Annotated in this window: 10 protein-coding genes; 7 read left to right on the top strand and 3 right to left on the bottom strand. The window is 65.3% G+C overall.

The window, feature by feature from the left end:
- Window positions 1–52: 52 nt before the first annotated feature.
- The 6 genes from KVG96_RS02815 to KVG96_RS02790 all read left to right on the top strand — a co-directional run bounded on the left by KVG96_RS02815 (window position 53) and on the right by KVG96_RS02790 (window position 10,285).
- Window positions 53–2,308 carry a GGDEF/EAL domain-containing response regulator gene (locus tag KVG96_RS02815; protein ID WP_217890729.1) on the top strand — a complete coding sequence of 752 codons (2,256 nt, stop codon included), beginning with the start codon at window positions 53–55 and terminating at the stop codon, window positions 2,306–2,308.
- Window positions 2,308–4,182 (top strand): putative bifunctional diguanylate cyclase/phosphodiesterase, encoded by a 1,875-nt coding sequence (locus tag KVG96_RS02810; protein WP_217890728.1) that lies wholly within the window; start codon window positions 2,308–2,310, stop codon window positions 4,180–4,182. Before KVG96_RS02815 ends, KVG96_RS02810 begins: the two co-directional genes overlap by 1 nt.
- Window positions 4,179–5,141 carry a cytochrome-c peroxidase gene (locus KVG96_RS02805; RefSeq protein ID WP_217890727.1) on the top strand — a complete coding sequence of 321 codons (963 nt, stop codon included), beginning with the start codon at window positions 4,179–4,181 and terminating at the stop codon, window positions 5,139–5,141. The genes KVG96_RS02810 and KVG96_RS02805 overlap by 4 nt, the downstream gene beginning before the upstream one ends.
- Window positions 5,138–6,952: a DAHL domain-containing sensor histidine kinase gene (locus tag KVG96_RS02800; RefSeq protein ID WP_217890726.1), complete on the top strand. Its 1,815-nt coding sequence runs from the start codon at window positions 5,138–5,140 to the stop codon at window positions 6,950–6,952. Before KVG96_RS02805 ends, KVG96_RS02800 begins: the two co-directional genes overlap by 4 nt.
- Window positions 6,949–8,352, top strand: coding sequence for an ATP-binding protein (locus KVG96_RS02795; RefSeq protein WP_217890725.1), 1,404 nt, complete (start codon window positions 6,949–6,951; stop codon window positions 8,350–8,352). The genes KVG96_RS02800 and KVG96_RS02795 overlap by 4 nt, the downstream gene beginning before the upstream one ends.
- 313 nt (window positions 8,353–8,665) lie before the next feature.
- Window positions 8,666–10,285, top strand: a complete 1,620-nt coding sequence (locus KVG96_RS02790) for an FMN-binding glutamate synthase family protein (RefSeq protein WP_217890724.1) — start codon at window positions 8,666–8,668, stop codon at window positions 10,283–10,285.
- 33 nt (window positions 10,286–10,318) lie between these two features.
- Here KVG96_RS02790 and KVG96_RS02785 read toward each other — a convergent pair whose 3' ends face one another.
- From KVG96_RS02785 to KVG96_RS02775, 3 genes are all read right to left on the bottom strand, one after another.
- A complete protein-coding gene (locus tag KVG96_RS02785) occupies window positions 10,319–10,693 on the bottom strand; it encodes a GtrA family protein (protein ID WP_217890723.1) in 375 nt (124 codons plus the stop codon).
- Between the two features lie 81 nt (window positions 10,694–10,774).
- Entirely contained in the window at window positions 10,775–12,280 is a 1,506-nt protein-coding gene (locus tag KVG96_RS02780; protein ID WP_217890722.1) for a glucosyltransferase domain-containing protein, read from the bottom strand.
- A gap of 184 nt (window positions 12,281–12,464) precedes the next feature.
- Window positions 12,465–13,886: an amino acid permease gene (locus tag KVG96_RS02775; RefSeq protein ID WP_217890721.1), complete on the bottom strand. Its 1,422-nt coding sequence runs from the start codon at window positions 13,884–13,886 to the stop codon at window positions 12,465–12,467.
- 520 nt (window positions 13,887–14,406) lie between these two features.
- Between KVG96_RS02775 and KVG96_RS02770 the strand changes: the two genes are divergently transcribed.
- Entirely contained in the window at window positions 14,407–19,326 is a 4,920-nt protein-coding gene (locus tag KVG96_RS02770; RefSeq protein WP_217890720.1) for an NEL-type E3 ubiquitin ligase domain-containing protein, read from the top strand.
- Window positions 19,327–19,368: the final 42 nt, after the last annotated feature.

Raw genomic sequence — 19,368 nt, 5'->3', positions numbered from 1 at the left:
AGGGAATAAGGATGATCCCGACAACGGCCGTGCATTCATCGGGTTCTGCGGCATGAACCGGGCGCCGGCGCAGGTCAACCGCCGTGTGCTCATCGTCGACGATACGCCGTCGATCCACGACGATTTCGCGAAGATCCTCGGCGCTCCCCCGGCCGATGACGAGGGCCTGGAGCAGGCCGAGAACCTGCTGTTCGGCACGCCTTCGCCCAGCTCCGCCCCCCGTTTCGAACTGGACTTCGCCTTCCAGGGGCGCGAAGCCCTGGACAAGGTCGAGGCCGCGCAGGCCGACGGCGCGCCTTATGCCATGGCCTTCATCGACATGCGCATGCCGCCGGGCTGGGACGGCCTGGAGACCATCGAACGGCTCTGGCAGGCCGATCCCAGGCTGCAAGTGGCGCTGTGCACCGCCTATTCCGACTACTCCTGGGAAGACCTGGACCGGCGGCTGGAGCTGGGCGACCGCCTGCTGATCCTGAAAAAGCCCTTCGATGCGATCGAGATCCGGCAGATGGCCAGCGCGCTGACGGTCAAATGGCAAATGACCGAAGACGCGGCGCTGAAGCTCAATCAACTGGAGCAAGCGGTGCAGGCGCGCACCCGGGAGCTGTCCGACGCCAACATCATCGTGCAGAACAGCCCCACCGTGCTCTACCGGCTGCGCGGCGAACCGTCGTTCCCGCTGATGTACATCTCCCACAACATCACCCGCTACGGCCACGCGGCGGCCGACCTGGTGGAGGGCGGCGAGTGGATAGAGAAACTGATCCACCCCGACGACCGGGCCAAGCTCGATGACGCCATGGCGCGGGTGCTGGACCGGGACGCCTCGGGCGCGTCCATCGAGTTCCGCCTGCGCACCGGGCAAGGCGACTGGCGCTGGGTGGAAAACCGCTATATCCCGGTGCGCGACAGCGCCGGGCGCCTGCTGGAAGTCGAAGGGATCATCCTCGACATCACCGAACGTCGCCAGGCCGAGGAAAAGATGGCCCTGCTGGCCCGCACCGACGGGCTCACCGGCCTGGCCAACCGGGCCACGCTGATCGAGCGCCTGCACCAGGCCTTCGCCGCCGCCCGCCGCGGCGCGACGCCGTTCGCCGTGTTCTACCTGGACCTGGATCACTTCAAGCGGATCAACGACACCCTGGGCCATCCGGTCGGCGACCTGCTGCTGCAGGAAGTCGCGCAACGCATCAAGGCATCGGTGCGGGAGAACGACGTCATCGCCCGCCTGGGCGGGGACGAGTTCGCGATCCTGCAACTGGAGGTCAGCGACCCCACCCAGGCCGCCACCCTCGCCGCCAAGATCCGCGACGTCCTGCTGCTGCCCTATGACCTTGCCGGCAATGTCCTGCGCATTTCGGTCAGCATCGGCGTGTGCCTCTACAGCGCCGCCAGCACCCACGCCGACAGCCTGCTGGGGCAGGCCGACATGGCGCTGTACCGCGCCAAGGAAACCGGCCGCAACCAGTTCCACTTCCACTCCGAAGAGATCAACCAGGAGGTGGCCGAGCGGCTGGCCATCGCCAACGAGCTGCAGACCGCCATCCACAAGGGCGAACTGGAGCTGCACTACACGCCGGAAACCGACCTGTCCACCGGCAAGGTGCTGGGCATGCAGGCCCAGGTCCGCTGGCACCATCCCCAGCGCGGCCTGCTGCCGGCGTCGGCCTTTCTGCCGGCGGCGGAAAAGACCGGCGCGATCATCGCCCTCGGGCGCTGGATGCTGGACCACGCCTGCTGGCAAATGCACCGCTGGCGCGACGAAGGCACCGCACCGCCGGTGATGGCGATCAAGCTGTCCCTGGCCCAGCTCAAGAGCGGCCCGGACCTGATCTACGAGGTGCTGCGCACCACCGCCCGCTGGGAGCTGTGCCCGTGGGACCTGCGCTTCGACGTCACCGAGGCGACGCTGGCCCAGACCAAATGGACCCACAACGACGTGCTGCCGCGCCTGCGGGAACTGGGGGTGCGGATCGCCATCGACGATTTCGGCACCGAATACTCGTCGTTCGAGTACCTCAAGACCTATCAGGTCAACCACCTCAAGCTCGCCCAGGCGTTCATCGACAACGCCGCCCGGGATCCGGCCGGCGCCATGGCGTTGCGGGCGATCGTCAATTTCGCCCGCGACCTGGGCATCGGCATCATCGCCGAAGGCCTCGGCGAACCCGGGCCGCAGCGGCTTCCTGCGCTGCCCGTGGAGGTCTCGTCCGGCCTGCCGGCGGCGCCTTCAAGCCTGGAACAGATCTCGCGCCTGCTCAGGGAGGCCAACCTGCTACCGCCGGGGCCCGCCACGGAGGATGAGTGATGAAGACACTTGTCGCCCAGACCAACCGGCGCATTCTCATCGTCGATGACACACCGGCCATCCATCAGGACTTTCGCAAGATCCTCGCCCCGGACGACGCCTTCGAGCCCAGCCTGGACCAACTGGAGCACACCCTGTTCGGCACCCGGCAGCCTCCCCACGTCACCTTCGAGCTCGATTCCGCCTACCAGGGCCAGGAAGCGCTGAAACTGGTGCAGCAGGCCCTGGACGACGGCCGCCCCTATGCGCTTGCCTTCACCGACATGCGCATGCCGCCGGGCTGGGACGGCCTGGAGACCGTCGAACGGCTCTGGCAGGCCGACCCCAACCTGCAGATCGCCCTGTGCACCGCCTATTCGGACTACAGCTGGGAGGCCATGACCGAACGGCTGGAATTCGGCGATCGCCTGCTGGTGCTGAAGAAACCCTTCGACGCCCTGGAGATCCGCCAGATGGCCAACGCCCTGACCTGGAAATGGCAACTGGCCCAGGACGCGGCGATGAAGCTGCAGAGCCTGGAGAAGACCGTCGAGGCCCGGGTCCATGAACTGCTCAAGGTCTCGCACCTGCTGCAATACGACGTGCTCACCCAGTTGCCCAACAGCACGTTGCTGGGGGACCGCCTGAGCCAGGCCCTGGCCCGTGCGCGCCGCCATGACCGGCAACTGGCCGTGTTGTTCCTGGGGCTTGACCGGTTCAAGCGGATCAACAATGCCCTGGGCCACCCGGTCGGCGACGACATGCTCAAGCGCACGGGCCGCCAACTGGTGGCCAGCGTGCGCGAATCCGACTCGGTGTTCCGCTACGGCTCCGACGAATTCGTGGTGATCCTCAGCGACATCAACCATCCCCAGCAGACCCGCGGCATCGCCGAAAAGCTGCTGGCCGCCGTCCGCAGTCCGCACACCCTGGCCGGCCACGACCTGACCGTCACCGCCTGCCTGGGCATCAGCATCTATCCGGACGACGGCGGCGAAGCGATCGAGCTGATCAAGAAGGCCGAGACGGCCATGCGCAACGTCAAGGACAACGGCCCGGACAGCATCGGTTTCTTCATCGAGGCCATGAACCAGAGCGCCCGCGAACGGCAGAGCATCGAGTCGGGCATCCGTCAGGCCCTGGCGCGGCAGGAATTCGAGCTGCACTACCAGCCCAAGGTCGAACTGGACAGCGGCCAGGTCATCGGCGCCGAGGCGCTGATCCGTTGGTACCGGCCGGGGCATGGCTGGGTCTTTCCCTCCGACTTCATTCCCGTGGCCGAGGACAGCGGCCTGATCGTGCCGCTGACCCGCTGGGTGCTGACCCAGGCTTGCCTTCAGGCCCAGGCCTGGCGGCAGGCGGGGCTGCCGGACGTGCGCATGTCGGTCAACGTGTCGGCCATCGACTTTCGCCAGGGCGACTTCGTCGAGACCGTCGAACAGGTGCTGCAGGCCAGCGCCCTGCCGGCCTCGCTGCTGGAACTGGAGATCACCGAAGGGGTGATGATGCAGAACGTCGAGGCCACCATGACCGCCCTCGACCGGATCAAGGCGTTGGGCGTGCGGCTGGCCATCGACGATTTCGGCACCGGCTATTCCAGCCTGAGTTACCTGCACCGCTTCCCGGTCAATGTGCTGAAGATCGACCAGTCGTTCGTCCGTGCGCTGGACGGCGAAGGCGGCGACGACGCGCTGGTCGGCGCGATCATCAGCCTGGGCAAGAGCCTGCGCCTGAACGTGATCGCCGAAGGGGTGGAGACGCAGCGGCAACTGGACTTCCTCAAGGCCCACGGCTGCGAGGAAGGCCAGGGGTACCACTTCAGCAAAGCCGTGCCGGCGGACGACTTCGCCCGGCTGCTGGCCGCCGGCCCCTTGGGCGGCAGGTCAACGCCATGAACCGCCTGCGGCCGATTCCCCTTCTGCTGGCCGCCTTGCTGTGCGGGCTGTGTGCCGACGCCGGCGCGGAGCCGCTGGACGAACCGCTCAAGCCCCTGCCGGACGCGCCGCCGCTGGATCCTGCGCGGGTGGAGCTGGGCCGCAAGCTGTTCAACGATCCGCGGCTGTCGGCCAACGACACGCTGTCATGCGCCAGTTGCCATCACCTGGACAAGGGCGGCGCCGACGCCCGGGCCTTCTCCATCGGGTTCGACGGCAGGCCGGTCAGCGTCAACACGCCGAGCGTGCTCAACGCCAGCCTCAACTTCCGCCAGTTCTGGGACGGCCGGGCCAAGACGCTGGAGGAACAGGTCCATGGCGTGGTCTCCAGCCCTGTCGAAATGGGCAGCGACTGGGACACCGTCGTGCGCAAGATCGGCGCGGATCCCGACTACCGCCGGGCCTTTGCCGCCGCCTACCCCGATGCGGTGACCCCGGCCAACATCCAGGGCGCCCTGGCCGACTACGAGCGCACCCTGTTGAGCCCGCGCTCGCGCTTTGACCGCTACCTCTCGGGGGACACGGACATCCTGACCCTGGAAGAGAAGTACGGCTACCAGCGCTTCAAGGACTACGGCTGCATCGCCTGCCATCAGGGGGTGAACATCGGCGGCAACATGTTCCAGAAGTTCGGCGTGTTCGGCGATTACGTGGCCGACCGCGGCAACCCGACCGAGGCGGACCTGGGGCGCTTCAACGTCACCGGCGACGAAAACGACCGCGCCGTGTTCAAGGTGCCGAGCCTGCGCAACGTCGCGCTGACCGCGCCGTACTTCCACGACGGTTCGGCGGCCACGCTCGAACAGGCCGTCGATGTGATGTTCCGCTACCAGTTGGGGCGCGAGCCCAGCGGTGAAGACAAGGATCTGATCATCCGCTTCCTCAAGACCCTGAGCGGACAATGGGAGGGCCAGCCATGACCGACATTTCGCGCCGCACCAGCCTGCTGCTGCTGGCCGTCATGGCGCTGGTGCTGGCGTCGATCCTGATCTTTCTGTACCTGAAGTCGAGCTCCGAAAAGACGGCGGCCTACACCGAGTCCCGGGACCTGATCCGTCAGATCAAGCAGCAGGACGCCCAATGGGAAACCGAGGTGCTCAAGGCGCGGGTGGCGATTGCCCACAACTACGACCCGCTGGTGGCGCCGATGAACGAGATGAACCGCCTGTGGGAGCGCTTCGACAGCATGGAGTCGGGCCACGGCCGCAACGACTCCGGGCTGTGGAACGATGCCCACGAAGGCTTCCTCGGGGCGATGCAGGAAAAGATCCGGCTGGTGGAGCGGTTCAAGTCGCACAATGCCCTGCTGCGCAATTCCCTGGCGTTCTTGCCCACCGCCGACGACGACATCCAGGCGCAACTGGCCAACGTGCCCCAGGCCGACCCGTCGCGCCTGCTCAACATCGCCAGCGACACCTACGACCTGCTGCTCAGCAGCCTGGAGTTCGCCCAGGTCGCCTCCGACGACAAGGCCGTCGACATCCAGCTGGGGCTGAACAAGCTGGCGGTGAATGCGCAGCGGCTGCCGGCGTCGTTCCAGGATCCGATCCGGATCCTGAGCGCCCATGTGGCGCTGATCCTGCGCGAGCAGCCGATCGTCAACGGCCTGCTGCAAGACATCGAAGCGGTGCCGGTGGCCGAACGGCTGGACGCCATCACCGGCCTGCTCGACAGCGACCAGCAACGGGTGGAAAGGATCGATCAGCGCTACCACTTCTACCTGCTGGTGTTTTCCGGTCTGCTGGTCTTGACGCTGGTGTGGCTGACCGTCCGCCTGATCCGCAGCTTCAGCGAGATCAACCGGGTCAACAAGGCCCTGCAGACCGCCAACGAAGAGCTGGAGCAACGGGTCGAGGAACGCACCCGCGAGCTCAAGGGCGCCCAGAGCGAACTGCTCGACGCCGCACGCCATGCGGGCATGGCCGAGATCGCCACCAACGTGCTGCACAACGTCGGCAACGTCCTCAACAGCGTGAACATCTCCTCCGACCTGATCTCGCGCAGGCTGCGCAGCAGCAAGGCCCAAGGCCTGGGCAAGGCGATGCAGCTGATGAACGCGCACGCCGAGGACCTGGGCGAGTTCCTGACCCGGGACGAAAAAGGCAAGCTGCTGCCCGGCTACCTCAACCAGTTGGCGGAGGCCATCGCCCGGGAACAGCAGGACATGGCCGACGAACTGACCCAGATGAGCAAGAGCGTCGATCACATCAAGGACATCGTCGCCACGCAGCAATCCTACGCCGGGGCCAACAGCCTGACCGAACCGCTGTACGTCGGCCAGTTGCTCGATGACGCCCTGCGCATGAACGCCGGCGCGCTGAACCGGCACCACGTCACGGTGGTCAAGGCCTACGCCGAGGTGCCGCAGATCATGGGCGACAGGCACCGCCTGCTGCTGATCCTGATCAACCTGATCAGCAACGCCAAGTACGCCATGGCCGACCTGAGCAACCGCCCGCGGCAGATCACCCTGGGGGTGGAGATCGTCGACGACAGCTTCGTGCAGATCAGCGTCAAGGACGACGGCGAAGGCATCGCCCCGGAGAACATGACCCGCATCTTTGCCCACGGCTTCACCACCCGCAAGGACGGCCACGGCTTCGGCCTGCACAGCTGCGCCCTGGCGGCGATCGAAATGAACGGCCACCTCACCGCCCACAGCGACGGACCGGGCCGGGGTGCGCTGTTCACCTTGCAGATCCCGTTGGTGCGGGTTACGGAGGACGCATGAGCGAACAGTCCAACCGGCGCATCCTGCTGATCGACGACACCCCGTCGATCCACGACGACTTTCGCAAGATCCTCACCCCGGCGCGGGCCGGCTCGGCGCAGCTGGACGAAATGGAAGCGGCCCTGTTCGGCAGTGAGATCAAGGCCGACCGGCCTGTCTTCGAGCTGGACTCGGCCTACGGCGGCCAGGAAGGCCTGGGCAAGCTCGTGCAGGCCCTGCGAGACAGCCGCCCCTACGCCGTGGCCTTCGTCGACATGCGCATGCCCGACGGCTGGGACGGGGCGAAGACGATCGAGCATTTGTGGCAAGAGGATCCGAAACTGCAGGTGGTGGTGTGCACCGCCTACTCCGACTACTCGTGGGACGAGTTGCTGGATCGCCTCCAGGCCCATGACCGTCTGCTGATCCTGAAAAAGCCGTTCGACAACATCGAAGTCCAGCAAATGGCCAACACCCTGCTGACCAAATGGGAGATGACCGAACGGGCCTCGATCCAGATGCATCACCTGGAGCAACTGGTGGACGAAGGCACCGCCCAGTTCCGCCAGGCCAGCGAAGCCCTGCAACGGGAGATCGACGAGCGCCGGCAACTGGAAGGGCAACTGGTGCAGTCGGAGAAACTGGCCTCGCTGGGCCAACTGGCGGCGGGGGTCGCCCACGAGATCAACAACCCGATCGGGTTCATTTCCTCCAACCTCGGCACCCTGGACGGCTACATCAAGCAGTTGCTGGAGATGCTCGACGCCTACGCCGCCGCCAGCCGGTCGCTGGAGACCGGCGCGGCGGCGCAGCTTGAGCAACTGCGCGCGCGGCTGGAGCTGGATTTCCTGCTGGAGGACATTCCCCTGCTGATCGGCGAATCCAAGGAAGGCATCGGCCGGGTCGGCCGGATCGTCAAGGACCTGAAGGACTTTTCCCGGGTCGACACCAACCAGGAATGGCAGTGGGCCAACCTGCAGCTGGGCATCGAATCGACCCTGAACATCGTCGCCAACGAACTCAAGTACAAGGCCGACGTGGTCAAGGAATACCAGCCGTTGCCGGACATCGAATGCCTGCCGTCGCAGATCAACCAGGTGATCATGAACCTGATCGTCAACGCGGCGCAGGCCATGGGCCCGGAACGCGGCACCATCACCTTGCGCACCGGGCAACGGGCGGACACGGCCTGGGTCGAGGTCGCCGACACCGGTTCAGGGATCGCGCCCGACACCCTGCAAAAGATCTTCGACCCGTTCTTCACCACCAAACCGGTGGGCCAGGGGACCGGGCTGGGGCTGTCCCTGTCCTACGGCATCGTGAAAAAGCACGGCGGGGAGATTTCGGTGCGCAGCGAGCTCGGCGCAGGCACCACCTTCCGCGTGGAACTGCCGCTGCGCCAGAACCGGCCGGCGGCCTGACGGCAGACCGCCATTCCCACAGGACGCATGCGGACCGGTCGGGCATGGCCAGCGCGACTTTCGTCGCAATGTCATGGCCGGGCGAATCCCGTTCAATGGCCGCCCGATGCCCGACGGTTGCCCCGGCAAGGAAATCGCCCGTAAGCTGCCAGTCGCCGTCAAAACCGTGCAAGCCCATAAAAACACCGTTATTCAGGCGCAAAACGCCTGAAGACCCTCGGCATGCAGCACAGCTCCGTGACCTGGAGATGTCCCTCGCCACAAGAACCTGCCTGCCGCAGACCGATACCGAGTCCGAACCCAAGGAAACCGTATGAGCCTGTCCCTCCTGAGCCGCTACGCCTTCTTTGCCGCCTGCGTGATCTTCACGCTCGCCAGCCTGCCCTTCCTCGACCACGACTGGCTGTGGCCCTTCACCGCCGTCACCGGCGTGCTGAGCCTGCTGGGCCTGTTCGACCTGATGCAGAGCCCCCACGCGGTGCGCCGCAACTATCCGATCCTGGGCAACATCCGCTACCTGGTCGAAGGCATCCGCCCGGAGATCCGCCAGTACCTGCTGGAGTCCGACAGCGACGCCCTGCCCTTCTCCCGGGCCCAGCGTTCGCTGGTGTATTCCCGGGCCAAGAACGAGACCGCCGACAAACCCTTCGGCACCCTGATCGACGTGTACCAGTCCGGCTTCGAGTTCATCGGCCACTCGATGCGCCCCGCGCCGCTGAGCGACCCGAACACGTTCCGCGTCACCGTCGGCGGCCCGCAGTGCACCCAGCCGTACTCGGCGTCGGTGTTCAACATCTCGGCCATGAGCTTCGGCTCCCTCAGCGCCAACGCCATCCGCGCCCTGAACCAGGGCGCCAAGCTGGGCAACTTCGCCCACGACACCGGCGAAGGCAGCATCAGCCCCTACCACCGCGAACACGGCGGCGACCTGACCTGGGAGCTGGGCAGCGGCTACTTCGGCTGCCGCACCGCCGACGGCCGCTTCGACCCGGAGCGCTTCGCCGCCCAGGCGCAGAACCCGCAGGTGCGGATGATCGAAATCAAGATGAGCCAGGGCGCCAAGCCCGGCCACGGCGGCATCCTGCCCAAGCACAAGGTGACCCGGGAGATCGCCGACACCCGCGGCATCTCCATGGGCGAGGACTGCATCTCGCCGTCGCGCCACAGCGCCTTCTCCACGCCGCTGGAGATGATGCAGTTCATCAAGCAGTTGCGTGAGCTGTCCGGCGGCAAGCCGGTGGGCTTCAAGTTCTGCCTGGGCCATCCGTGGGAGTTCATGGGCATCGCCAAGGCCATGCTGGAGACGGGCATCCTGCCGGACTTCATCGTGGTGGACGGCAAGGAAGGCGGCACCGGCGCCGCCCCCGTGGAGTTCACCGACCACATCGGCGTGCCGATGCGCGAAGGCCTGCTGTTCGTCCACAACACCCTGGTGGGCCTGAACCTGCGGGACAAGATCAAGCTCGGCGCCAGCGGCAAAATCGTCAGCGCCTTCGACATCGCCAGCGTGCTGGCCATCGGCGCCGACTGGGCCAACTCGGCGCGCGGCTTCATGTTCGCCATCGGCTGCATCCAGTCGCAGAGCTGCCACACCAACAAATGCCCGACCGGCGTCGCCACCCAGGACGCCCTGCGCCAACGCGCCCTGGTGGTGCCGGACAAGGCTCAGCGGGTCTACAACTTCCACCGCAACACGCTCAAGGCCCTGGCCGAAATGCTGGCGGCCGCCGGGCTGGAACACCCGTCGCAACTGTCGGCCAAGCACCTGGTGCGGCGCATGTCGGCCACCGAGATCAAGCTATTCTCGCAGTTGCATGTGTTCCTCAAACCGGGGGAACTGCTCACCGGGGAGGTGAACGGGGAGTTCTATTCGCGGATGTGGCAGATGGCGCGGGCCGACAGCTTCGAGCCGCAGGACGCGGCGGTCGCCTGAACCCGGCGCCGGCCCGTCCGGCGGGCCGGCGCTTCAGCCTTCGCTTCGGCGAAACAGCACGAACCGGAAAAAGCCGTAGCCCAGCAACAGGTTCAACAGCGTGAACGCCAGCACCGTCACCAGCCCCGGCAGATGGCGCTCATCGGCGACCAGACCGACGCCGTAGCTGACCCCGCCCATCGCGGCGATGAACAGCAGGTAGGCCGTCAGCGACGTATTGAGCTCGAAGGTGTACAGCGCGTTCATGTAGAACGAAAACGAGGCGGCCACGCCGTAGGCCGCCACGTTGCCTTGGGCCTGGGACAGCTGGACCGCCGAGAGCAACACGAAGAACACCTGCCAATGAATCAGGGTGGCCACCACGCCGATCGCCACCTGGGTGAGGATTCCCTTCCAGAACATGCCCATGCCGCCTCTCCCGTTTTCGGGCCAACGCTAGGGCATGCGCACCATGCGGTCTACTGTCAGAAATTACAGGTGGCCGCCCGCTCACCACTTGAGCGAACGGCCGTGGGGCGGCTCTTTCATGACGATGAACCCGTAGTCGCCGATCAGGTAGATCCGGTAATACAGGCTGTCCACCAACGGCGGATAGCCCATTTGACCGACATGGGTGGCGTTGCGCCGCTCGCGCTCGGCGACCACGTTGGTGATGCCTGCCGAGGGCAGGTTCTCGGCGAGCATGTAGAAATCGACGTTGAGCAGGTAACGCAGCACCGGCAACGTCCGGAACGAACCGCCGGCGGCGGCCAGCCAGCGGTCGGACCAGGTCACCGACAGGTAGATCCGCTTGGCTTCGCGCAGCGCCGGGCGGGAGGCGATGTCCTGGCTGAGGCTGTGCAGGGCGCTGTCGGCGAAGGTTTTCTGCATCGTCAGCACCCGGCCGTAGGCGAACGACAGCGAGAGCGACGCCAGCAACGCAACCGCCAGCAGCAGCGGCAGCCGCCGGTGCAGCGGCGCCAGTCCCAGGTACGCCAGATAGGCCAGCAGCGTCAGCAGCGTGCCGAACCCCATCAGGGTGCGCGCCCCCTCGTTGAAGTCGCGAAACACCAGGGTCATGCCCGGCACCAGCAGCACCGTGAGCGGCAGTGTCAGCAGGCAGGCCGCCCCCAACAGCCAGGCTTTCCAGGCCGGCTCCCGCCGCTGCGCCAGACATCGCCCCACACCGACCGCGCCGAGCAGCGCGCACAGCGCCAATGCAACGGACACCCCGAGGTATCCGCCGCTGAACAGCAGCGCGACCTTCTCCGCCACCCGTCCGAGGTTGATGCCGACCTGCAACAGAGGGCTGGCGCCCCCGTTCAGCAATTGCGTGCGTGAAGCATCCGTGAACGGCAACGCCGTGATGCCGTAGATCAACACCGCGAGCAGCAACTGCGCGAGTTTCCCGCCGATCAAACGCCCGATGTCGCCCCAGGGCAGGCGAGCCTGCACGGCGCGGATCAGTTCCACGGCGCACAGGCCGAGAAACACGTTGACGCTGATCTGGTACAGCCCGAACGCCAGCGCCAGCAACGCCACCGGCGCCAGCCAGCGGCGGATGCGCGAACCGCTGCGCCAGGTGATGGCGAAGATCACCGCCGCCAGGCTCAACGCCGTGGCCGGCCCGTCGTACTGGTAGGACAGGTTCTGCAGCAGGAACGGGTTGTACCAGAGCGGCAACGGCACCAGGCACGCGGCCAGGCCCGGTTGCGGGAACAGGTGAAAGGTCAGCCGGGTCAGGGCCAACGCCATCGTCAGCGTGGCCAGCAGCAACGGCAGCGGGAAGATGTTCGGCGCAGCGTCGCTGAACGTCAGGGCCTGGTACAGCCAGTCGACGAACAACCGCCCTTGCCCGGCCCAGGCATTGCCGGCGGCCAGCGACCGCCAGTTGTCGTCGATGTAGGGATAATCCGCGAGGATCAACGGCAGGGCATAGAGAAAAGCCGCGAACAGAAAGAACCGCAGGACCTGATGGCGGCTCAGCTCGCGGTCGACAAGATCGGTCATCCTCATACCTGCGCCTCCCGTCGCTGGCGGAATCGACAGCGATAGAGTTTGGAGCATGGCCAAACACCGGAAGTCGCCGCGCACTCCCCTTTCAGACCGACGGTCGCACCGCTGCCTTCGCCACCGCTTGGCCAAAACGCAAAAGCCCCGGCTTTGCGGGCCGGGGCTCGGGTGGTTCAGGCGTCAGGGCTCAGGAAGCGGAACGCACCGCGCCCTGCTCCGCACCGGACGGCTGCAGCTTGAACACATAGAACAGCGCCGTCAGCAGCACCAGGAACGCAGGCCCCACATACAGCGCCACCCGGGTGTCCGGGAAGTACGCCATCAGGCCCACCACCAGCACCAGGAACGCCAGGGCGAACCACGAACTGACCGGGTACAGCCACATCTTGTACTTGAGGGCCGCACGCTCGGCGGCGCTCAGGCCTTTGCGGAACTTGAGCTGGGCCAGCAGGATCATCACCCAGGTCCAGATCGCGCCGAAGGTGGCGATGGACGTCACCCAGACGAAGACTTTCTCCGGCACCAGGTAGTTGAGCAGCACACCCAGCAGCAAGGCGAAGATCGACAGCAGCAAGGCGCGGCGCGGCACGCCGCTGCCGGAGGTCTTGGCGAACCCGGCCGGGGCCTGGCCGTTCTGCGCCAGGCTGTAGAGCATGCGCCCGGTGCTGAAGATGCCGCCGTTGCACGACGACAGCGCCGCGGTGATCACCACGAAGTTGATGATGCCGGCGGCGGTCTTGATGCCCAGGCGCTCGAAGGTCATCACGAACGGGCTGCCCTGGGTGCCGATCTCGTTCCACGGGTAGATCGACAGGATCACGAACAGCGCGCCGACGTAGAACAGCAGGATCCGCCAGAACACCGAGCCGATGGCGTCGGGAATGGTCTTTTGCGGGTTCTTCGCCTCGCCGGCGGTCAGGCCGATCATCTCTACGCCCAGGTAGGCGAACATGACCATCTGCAGGGACATCAGCACACCCTGAACGCCGTTGGGCATGAAGCCGCCGTGGCTCCACAGGTTGGAGATCCCCAGGGCCACGCCGTCGTTGCCGAACCCGAAGGCGATGATGCCGATGCCGCCGAACACCATGGCGATGATGGTGACGATCTTGATCAGGGCGAACCAGAACTCGAACTCACCGAAGGCCTTCACCGCGATCAGGTTGACCCCGCCCATGCTGACCAGCGCCGCCAGGGCCCAGATCCAGCGGGGCACGTCGGGGAACCAGATGCCCATGTACACCGCCACGGCGGTGATTTCCGCCACGCAGGTCACCAGCCACAGGAACCAGTAGTTCCAGCCGGTGAGAAAGCCCGCCAGCGGGCCGAGGTAATCCTGGGCGTAGCGGCTGAACGAACCGGCCACCGGGTTGTGCACGGCCATTTCGCCCAGGGCGCGCATGATCACCAGGATTGCCAGGCCGCCGATGATGTAGGACAGCATGATGGCCGGCCCGGCCATCTCGATGGCCTTGGCCGAACCGAGAAACAGGCCGACGCCGATGCAGGCGCCGAGCGCCATCAGGCGAATGTGCCGTTCGCCGAGCTCACGCTTGAGCGGGCCGCCTTGGGCGGTTTCGCCATGGGGTGGGTGATTGCCGACTGGCATGGGAGACATCCTCGTCTTGTTATTGGAAAGGGCCGCCGAGTGGCGAAGCCTGGCCGATGGGCCGACGCTTGCCGATGCCGCGTTTGCCTCGTGGGCTAACGCGTCCCGCAGGACAGGCCTGCGCGCTCGGCGGGGCATGCAGTATAGAAAGCCCGCCACGATGAGTTTCACTTTAAAAACCGCAAAAAACAGCCACAAATCTTGCGCAACCGCATTTGCGCAGAACAGGAAGCCTGTTTTTTTGCAAAAAATGTCGTGAATTGGGCGCGCGGAGTATCGCACGCCGGGCATCGGACGGTCATGCGCCAGGGCACGGGCAGGCGCCGACAGCTGCGCCTGGGACAGAACGCCTGCACTGGCGGCTGCGCGACCGCCAGAGGTGGTAGTCCTCTACTTTTCAGATATCAAATTTCAATGTTTCACCAACAAGCGGCATATAAACAACAACCAACTTTTGAACTATTATTCCTGACCGCCGACGTTAGCCTGAACGCTCTGACTTAATCACGAGCGTATCCCTATGAATGAAACAAACAGTTATCCGGGGCAACATTACGAATTAATAAAATCACGCTCCGGCCCGGTCTTCACCGATATGGCAGTGCACCGCAGCCAAGCGTTGAGAAACATCCGGCCGGAACGTGCTGCCTGGATGAACCCGAAAAGCCCCAATCTCCGACAGTCCCTGGCCAACAGCAACAAACAGGCGTGGCAGGCACAGAACAAGGTCGACAAACTTCTTTCCGAACTGAAGGATGCCCGCTCCTTTGCCGAGCCCTTACTTAAGAACAGACTTGTGGAGCGATACCAAGTCAATGTCGATGTCAGAAATGTCTACTTGAGAATTTATACGGCGACGACCTACGGAACCGGATTCACATCAAGAACCGTTTCATTGTTAGATGCCGCACTGCACAACTTCGCAGCCCATGAAAGGTTTGCGGACGGATCCGGTTTTCTGATCAAAACCGACCCGGCCCGCGGGCTGTACGATAGCGCTCCCCTCAGCGCGTCGATCACCCCCGAGCAGTTCAAGGCGCTGTGCCGGGAGCTGGACATCGGCGCTCGCTACACGACCCATCTCAAGGACGTGCTGCTCAACAGGGAACCGGTCGCCCATGCCTTTCTGAAAACCCACGTGGAGAGAAACCAGAAAGCGGGCTTGAAAGCCGCCGCGAACATGGCCCTGGCCACCCAGGACATTACCCGCGAGGCCCACGCCTTGATCCGCGGCCTGCTGGCCGGCCGGGCGCAACTGGCACTCGACGGCCAGCCGATGCAGGTCTTCGAACTGAGCATCCTGGAGACACGGCTCACCGGCATTCTGCTCATCGCTCCGGCGCCAGACGAGCCACAGGTTTTGCCAGCGCTGATTGCCTATGTGCCCCACGACCCCCGGCATCCGCTCAAGCAATACCCGGACGCCTCCGCCTTCGTGACCGAACTGCTCTGGCAACTGAAGGAAAACGAGACGCTCGCCTCCAGCGGCAACAACTATCGCCAGTTCTTCAGCCAGTTCGTCGACCAGGAACAGCGCGGCCATTTCTTCGCCGCTCTGGAGCAGTGCCTGGCGCCCCTCACGTTTCACCGCCAGAATCCGGGCGACCCGCGCCCGGCCTGGCGTGAAGGGCCGCCAGACCTGCGGGCACTGCGTCTTGAGCTGCTGCCCGTCACCCAACCCGTCTGGGGCCATCTCTATCGGCAACAGACCAACAAGATTCTCAACGACGCACGCTTCATCGCCGTATCCACCGCCGATGCAGACAGCAAAGAACGCTGGGCGTGGTGGGACAACTTCCAGAAAATCGCCCTGGAGATCCTCAACGTCGCCGTGATGGTCGCCGCCCCTTTCGTTCCGGGCCTGGGCGAACTGATGCTGGCCTACACCGTCTATCAACTGGCCAGCGACACCCTCGAAGGTGTGATCGACCTGGCCGAAGGCATCTGGCGAGAGGGCGTGGAGCACATTGTCGGTGTGGTCTGCGATGCCGTTCAGATCGGCGCGATCGCGGCCGGCATCCCGATCGCCGAAGCGTTCAAGCTCAGACTGTCTCCGGCGATCGACAACATGAAGGCCGTGACCCTGGCCAACGGCGAGACCCGCTTGTGGCATCCGGACATCCGCCCCTACGAACACCGCGACCTGGTTTTGCCTGCGGCGCGCGCACCTGATGCGCAAGGTCTGTACCACCATGACGGGGCACAGGTGCTGCGCCTCGAAAACCGCCACCTGAAAGTGACGAAAGATCCGCTCAGCGGGCAATACCGCCTTCAGCACCCCAGCCGTCCCGAGGCCTACGCCCCCAAGCTGGAACACAACGGCCAAGGCGCCTGGCGACACGAAGGCGAAGACCCGTTCACTTGGGAAAGCGACACGCTGATGCGCCGGATCGGGCACCGCACCGACGGGCTCAGCGAACGGCAACTGGAAGACATACGCCGGATCAGTGCCACCGATGTCGAGGCGCTGCAACGCATGCATGCCGATAACGCGCCGCTTGCGCTGCTGCTGGAGGACACGCTCGAACGTTTCAAGGCGTTCGAGGATGTCGGCCTGATGAAACGGCAGATCCGCTCAGGCGAGGCGCTCGACCCGTCGGCGCACTGGTTCGGGCAGCTGGTCACCGAATTGCCGGGATGGCCGGCCGATTGCGCCTTGAAGGTGTATCAGGATCCGGCGTTGAGCGGTGAGTTCCGCCTCTACGGCGATGCCGATGCCCCAACGCAAAAAACACTGTCCATCAGCCTGGCGCAGGTGATGGAAGGCAAACTGCCGGAGGCCGTGACCGGTTTTCTGAACGAGGCGCAAACGGACAGCCTGCTCGGCCCCGCAGTGCCCGCCCGTGACCGCGTGCAGACGCTGCGCAATCGCCTGGCGGACAGCCTGGACCTGCACGCCGGGCGGATCGCCGATTACACCTATCGCTTTCGCGAGCAAAGCCACGATCCGCACGTACAGCGATTGCAGCGTCTTTATCCCGATCTGCCCGCGGCCGTCGCCGAACGGCTGATCGCCGAGGCTCCGCCTGCCGTTGCGCAAGCCCTGGCCGTTCAAGGCCGCCTGCCGCTGGACTTCAAGGTTCTGGCCCGCGAATGCGCGTTCGAGGTTCGTCTCACCCGTGCGTACGAGGGGTTCTACAAGGCACGTGCGTTGCCGCTCGACACCGAGCGCCTGGCCTTGAATACCGTGATGAAGAACAAGGCCTTCCAGGGCGTGCGCATCGAAATACGCGACGACGGCCCCGACGACGCCTTGCGGTGCGGAGCCGGCTCCGAGGATGCCGGACACCAGCGCGTGCTGCTGCGTGACGGGCAGGGACGCTATGCGGTTCTCGACGGCGAGCGCCGCCCGTTGTTCGACGCGACGACGCTGTACGAAGCGCTGCTTCAGGCAACCCCCGAACGCTCGCCCTCAGGCTTCCAGCCGGGGCAAGGGCCATATCTTCACAAATGGCTGATGGACAAGACCGCCTCGCCCGAAGCGCGCCGCAAAACCCTGCTGACGCCGCCCTTTCGTCCCGTGGCGGCCGAGGAGACCCACTGGATGCTGCGCAGCGTCTGGACCTGGTTCCGCCGCCCCGCCCGTGCGCTCACGCCTCTGGAGCAACGCATACGCAAACTGTATCCGCGCTTGAGCGATGCGGAGCGCGACACGTTCATGCGCTCCCTGCCCGCCGGGGAGGATCCCGTTTCGGTGGTGAAGCGCCTTGAGAATCAGTTGAACACGCTGGAATGGCAGCTGGACAACTGGCGCTTGAGGATGACCCCCTCCGATCCCGACGAGCCTTCCATTGCACCTCGGCAGGTCAGGGACATCGCCGACAAGCTGATGGCCTGTTTCAGACGTGAGCCCAAGGCGTTTCAGGATCGCCACGTCCGTTACGACGCCGGGTACTCCCTGGATCTGTCGGCGCAGACATTTGGCTTCAACCTGGAGGTCTGGTGGAAACGACTGCCTGACATCAAGACGTACCTGGATCAGATCAGCACGCTGAACGTGGACAACATGAGGTTCTCCGAGCGCTCCGGCGGGATGCTCAAGGACTTCACCCGGCTGCGCCACTTGAGCGCCCGCAACTGCGAGCTGACGCAATTGCCCGAGACGGTGTACGAGATGAGGGAACTGCAGACCCTGCGCCTGACCGACAACCGGATCACCCTGACGGACCAGGCCGTGGAGCGACTGGGCTTCCTGGCACGACTGCAGACCCTGAGCCTTGACCGTAACCCTTTGGTCAAGCCGCCCGACGTCACGAACATGCGCCATCTCAAAGCGCTGTCGCTGCGCGATGCCTCCCTCACGCAATGGCCCACCGGCTTGCTGCAGGACCATCGCCCCCGCGGGCTGTTCACCGACTTGAGCGGCAACGCGATCATGACCGTGCCGCAGGCCACGCCCGGCTCCCCCCGGGCGTGGATCGTGGCCCGCACGCGGCTCTCCGTATCGCGGCTGCGGGCAGACCAGCGCGATAGGCTGTTCGAATACCGCGACGCGGCGGGCAGGCCCCGCCAGATCCAGATTTCGTCCGTTGCCGACGATGCCCTGGCGAAATGGCCGCTGGAAAGCGACTCGTTGATATGGAACGCCTACTCGGCAGACCTGGGAACCTACCGCGAAGAAGCCTGGCACAACCTGATGAACGAGCCGAACAGCGCCGGTTTCTTCACGATCATCGACAGCCTGACCCAGTCCGCCGACTTCATCGCGGGGGGCGAGACCCGCACCCGACTGGCACGCCGGGTCTGGGACCTGATCGATGCGATGGACCTGGACACGCCCTTGCGTGAACGGCTGTTCGAAACCGCGGAAAACCCGACGACCTGCGCCGACGCCAGCTCCGAGGTGTTCAACACCATGGGCGTGCAGGCCCTCGTGTCGCAGGCGTATTCCTACTCGACCTCTGCCGAGGCGCTCGAACGCCGGCTCGTGACATTGAGCATGGGCGCCGCACGTCTGAGCCGCGTGAACGACATCGCCCGGGCCGATGCCCTGTCCCGTGCGAGCCGGGAGGAAGAGGTCGAGATCTATATGGCCTATCAGACCGGCCTCTCCCGGCGCCTGGGCCTGCCGTGGCAATCCGAGGTCATGCTGCACGAGCAGATCGCCGGCGTCAGCGGCGAAGCGATCGACCAGGCGTACCGCACCGTCCTGTCCCTGGAGTCGGGGGACGGCCTGGTCAATGCGATGCTCGAACAGCCCTTCTGGGAGAGCTACCTCGACGCCACCTACAACGACCTGATCGCGCTCAACGACAGCAGCTACCGGCGACAGCTGGACGCGCTCGAAAACCGGCGCCGGGACGAATCGATGACGGACACCGACTACGAGGCGCAGGTCCGCGAACTGGGCTACGCAAGGCTGGAGTCGCGTCGGGACCTGACGCGCAAATTGCTGGAGAAGCACCACCTGACGCCCCGCGACGGTTCCCCGAACCCGTGACCGCCCGCCGCGCCGGTGCCGTCCTGTCCGCCAGGCCGGGCC

This window comes from Pseudomonas ekonensis, from assembly GCF_019145435.1.
Taxonomy (GTDB): Bacteria; Pseudomonadota; Gammaproteobacteria; order Pseudomonadales; family Pseudomonadaceae; genus Aquipseudomonas; species Aquipseudomonas ekonensis.
The sequence above is the reverse complement of the archived record's forward strand: the minus strand, read 5'-3'. Positions and strand labels throughout refer to the sequence as shown.

Coding starts and splice junctions, on each gene's coding strand:
- KVG96_RS02780 (WP_217890722.1), bottom strand. CDS start 12,280: ATGAGGATGACCGATCTTGTCGACCGCGAGCTGAGCCGCCATCAGGTC.
- KVG96_RS02775 (WP_217890721.1), bottom strand. CDS start 13,886: ATGCCAGTCGGCAATCACCCACCCCATGGCGAAACCGCCCAAGGCGGC.
- KVG96_RS02785 (WP_217890723.1), bottom strand. CDS start 10,693: ATGGGCATGTTCTGGAAGGGAATCCTCACCCAGGTGGCGATCGGCGTG.
- KVG96_RS02810 (WP_217890728.1), top strand. CDS start 2,308: ATGAAGACACTTGTCGCCCAGACCAACCGGCGCATTCTCATCGTCGAT.
- KVG96_RS02770 (WP_217890720.1), top strand. CDS start 14,407: ATGAATGAAACAAACAGTTATCCGGGGCAACATTACGAATTAATAAAA.
- KVG96_RS02795 (WP_217890725.1), top strand. CDS start 6,949: ATGAGCGAACAGTCCAACCGGCGCATCCTGCTGATCGACGACACCCCG.
- KVG96_RS02790 (WP_217890724.1), top strand. CDS start 8,666: ATGAGCCTGTCCCTCCTGAGCCGCTACGCCTTCTTTGCCGCCTGCGTG.
- KVG96_RS02815 (WP_217890729.1), top strand. CDS start 53: ATGAACCGGGCGCCGGCGCAGGTCAACCGCCGTGTGCTCATCGTCGAC.
- KVG96_RS02805 (WP_217890727.1), top strand. CDS start 4,179: ATGAACCGCCTGCGGCCGATTCCCCTTCTGCTGGCCGCCTTGCTGTGC.
- KVG96_RS02800 (WP_217890726.1), top strand. CDS start 5,138: ATGACCGACATTTCGCGCCGCACCAGCCTGCTGCTGCTGGCCGTCATG.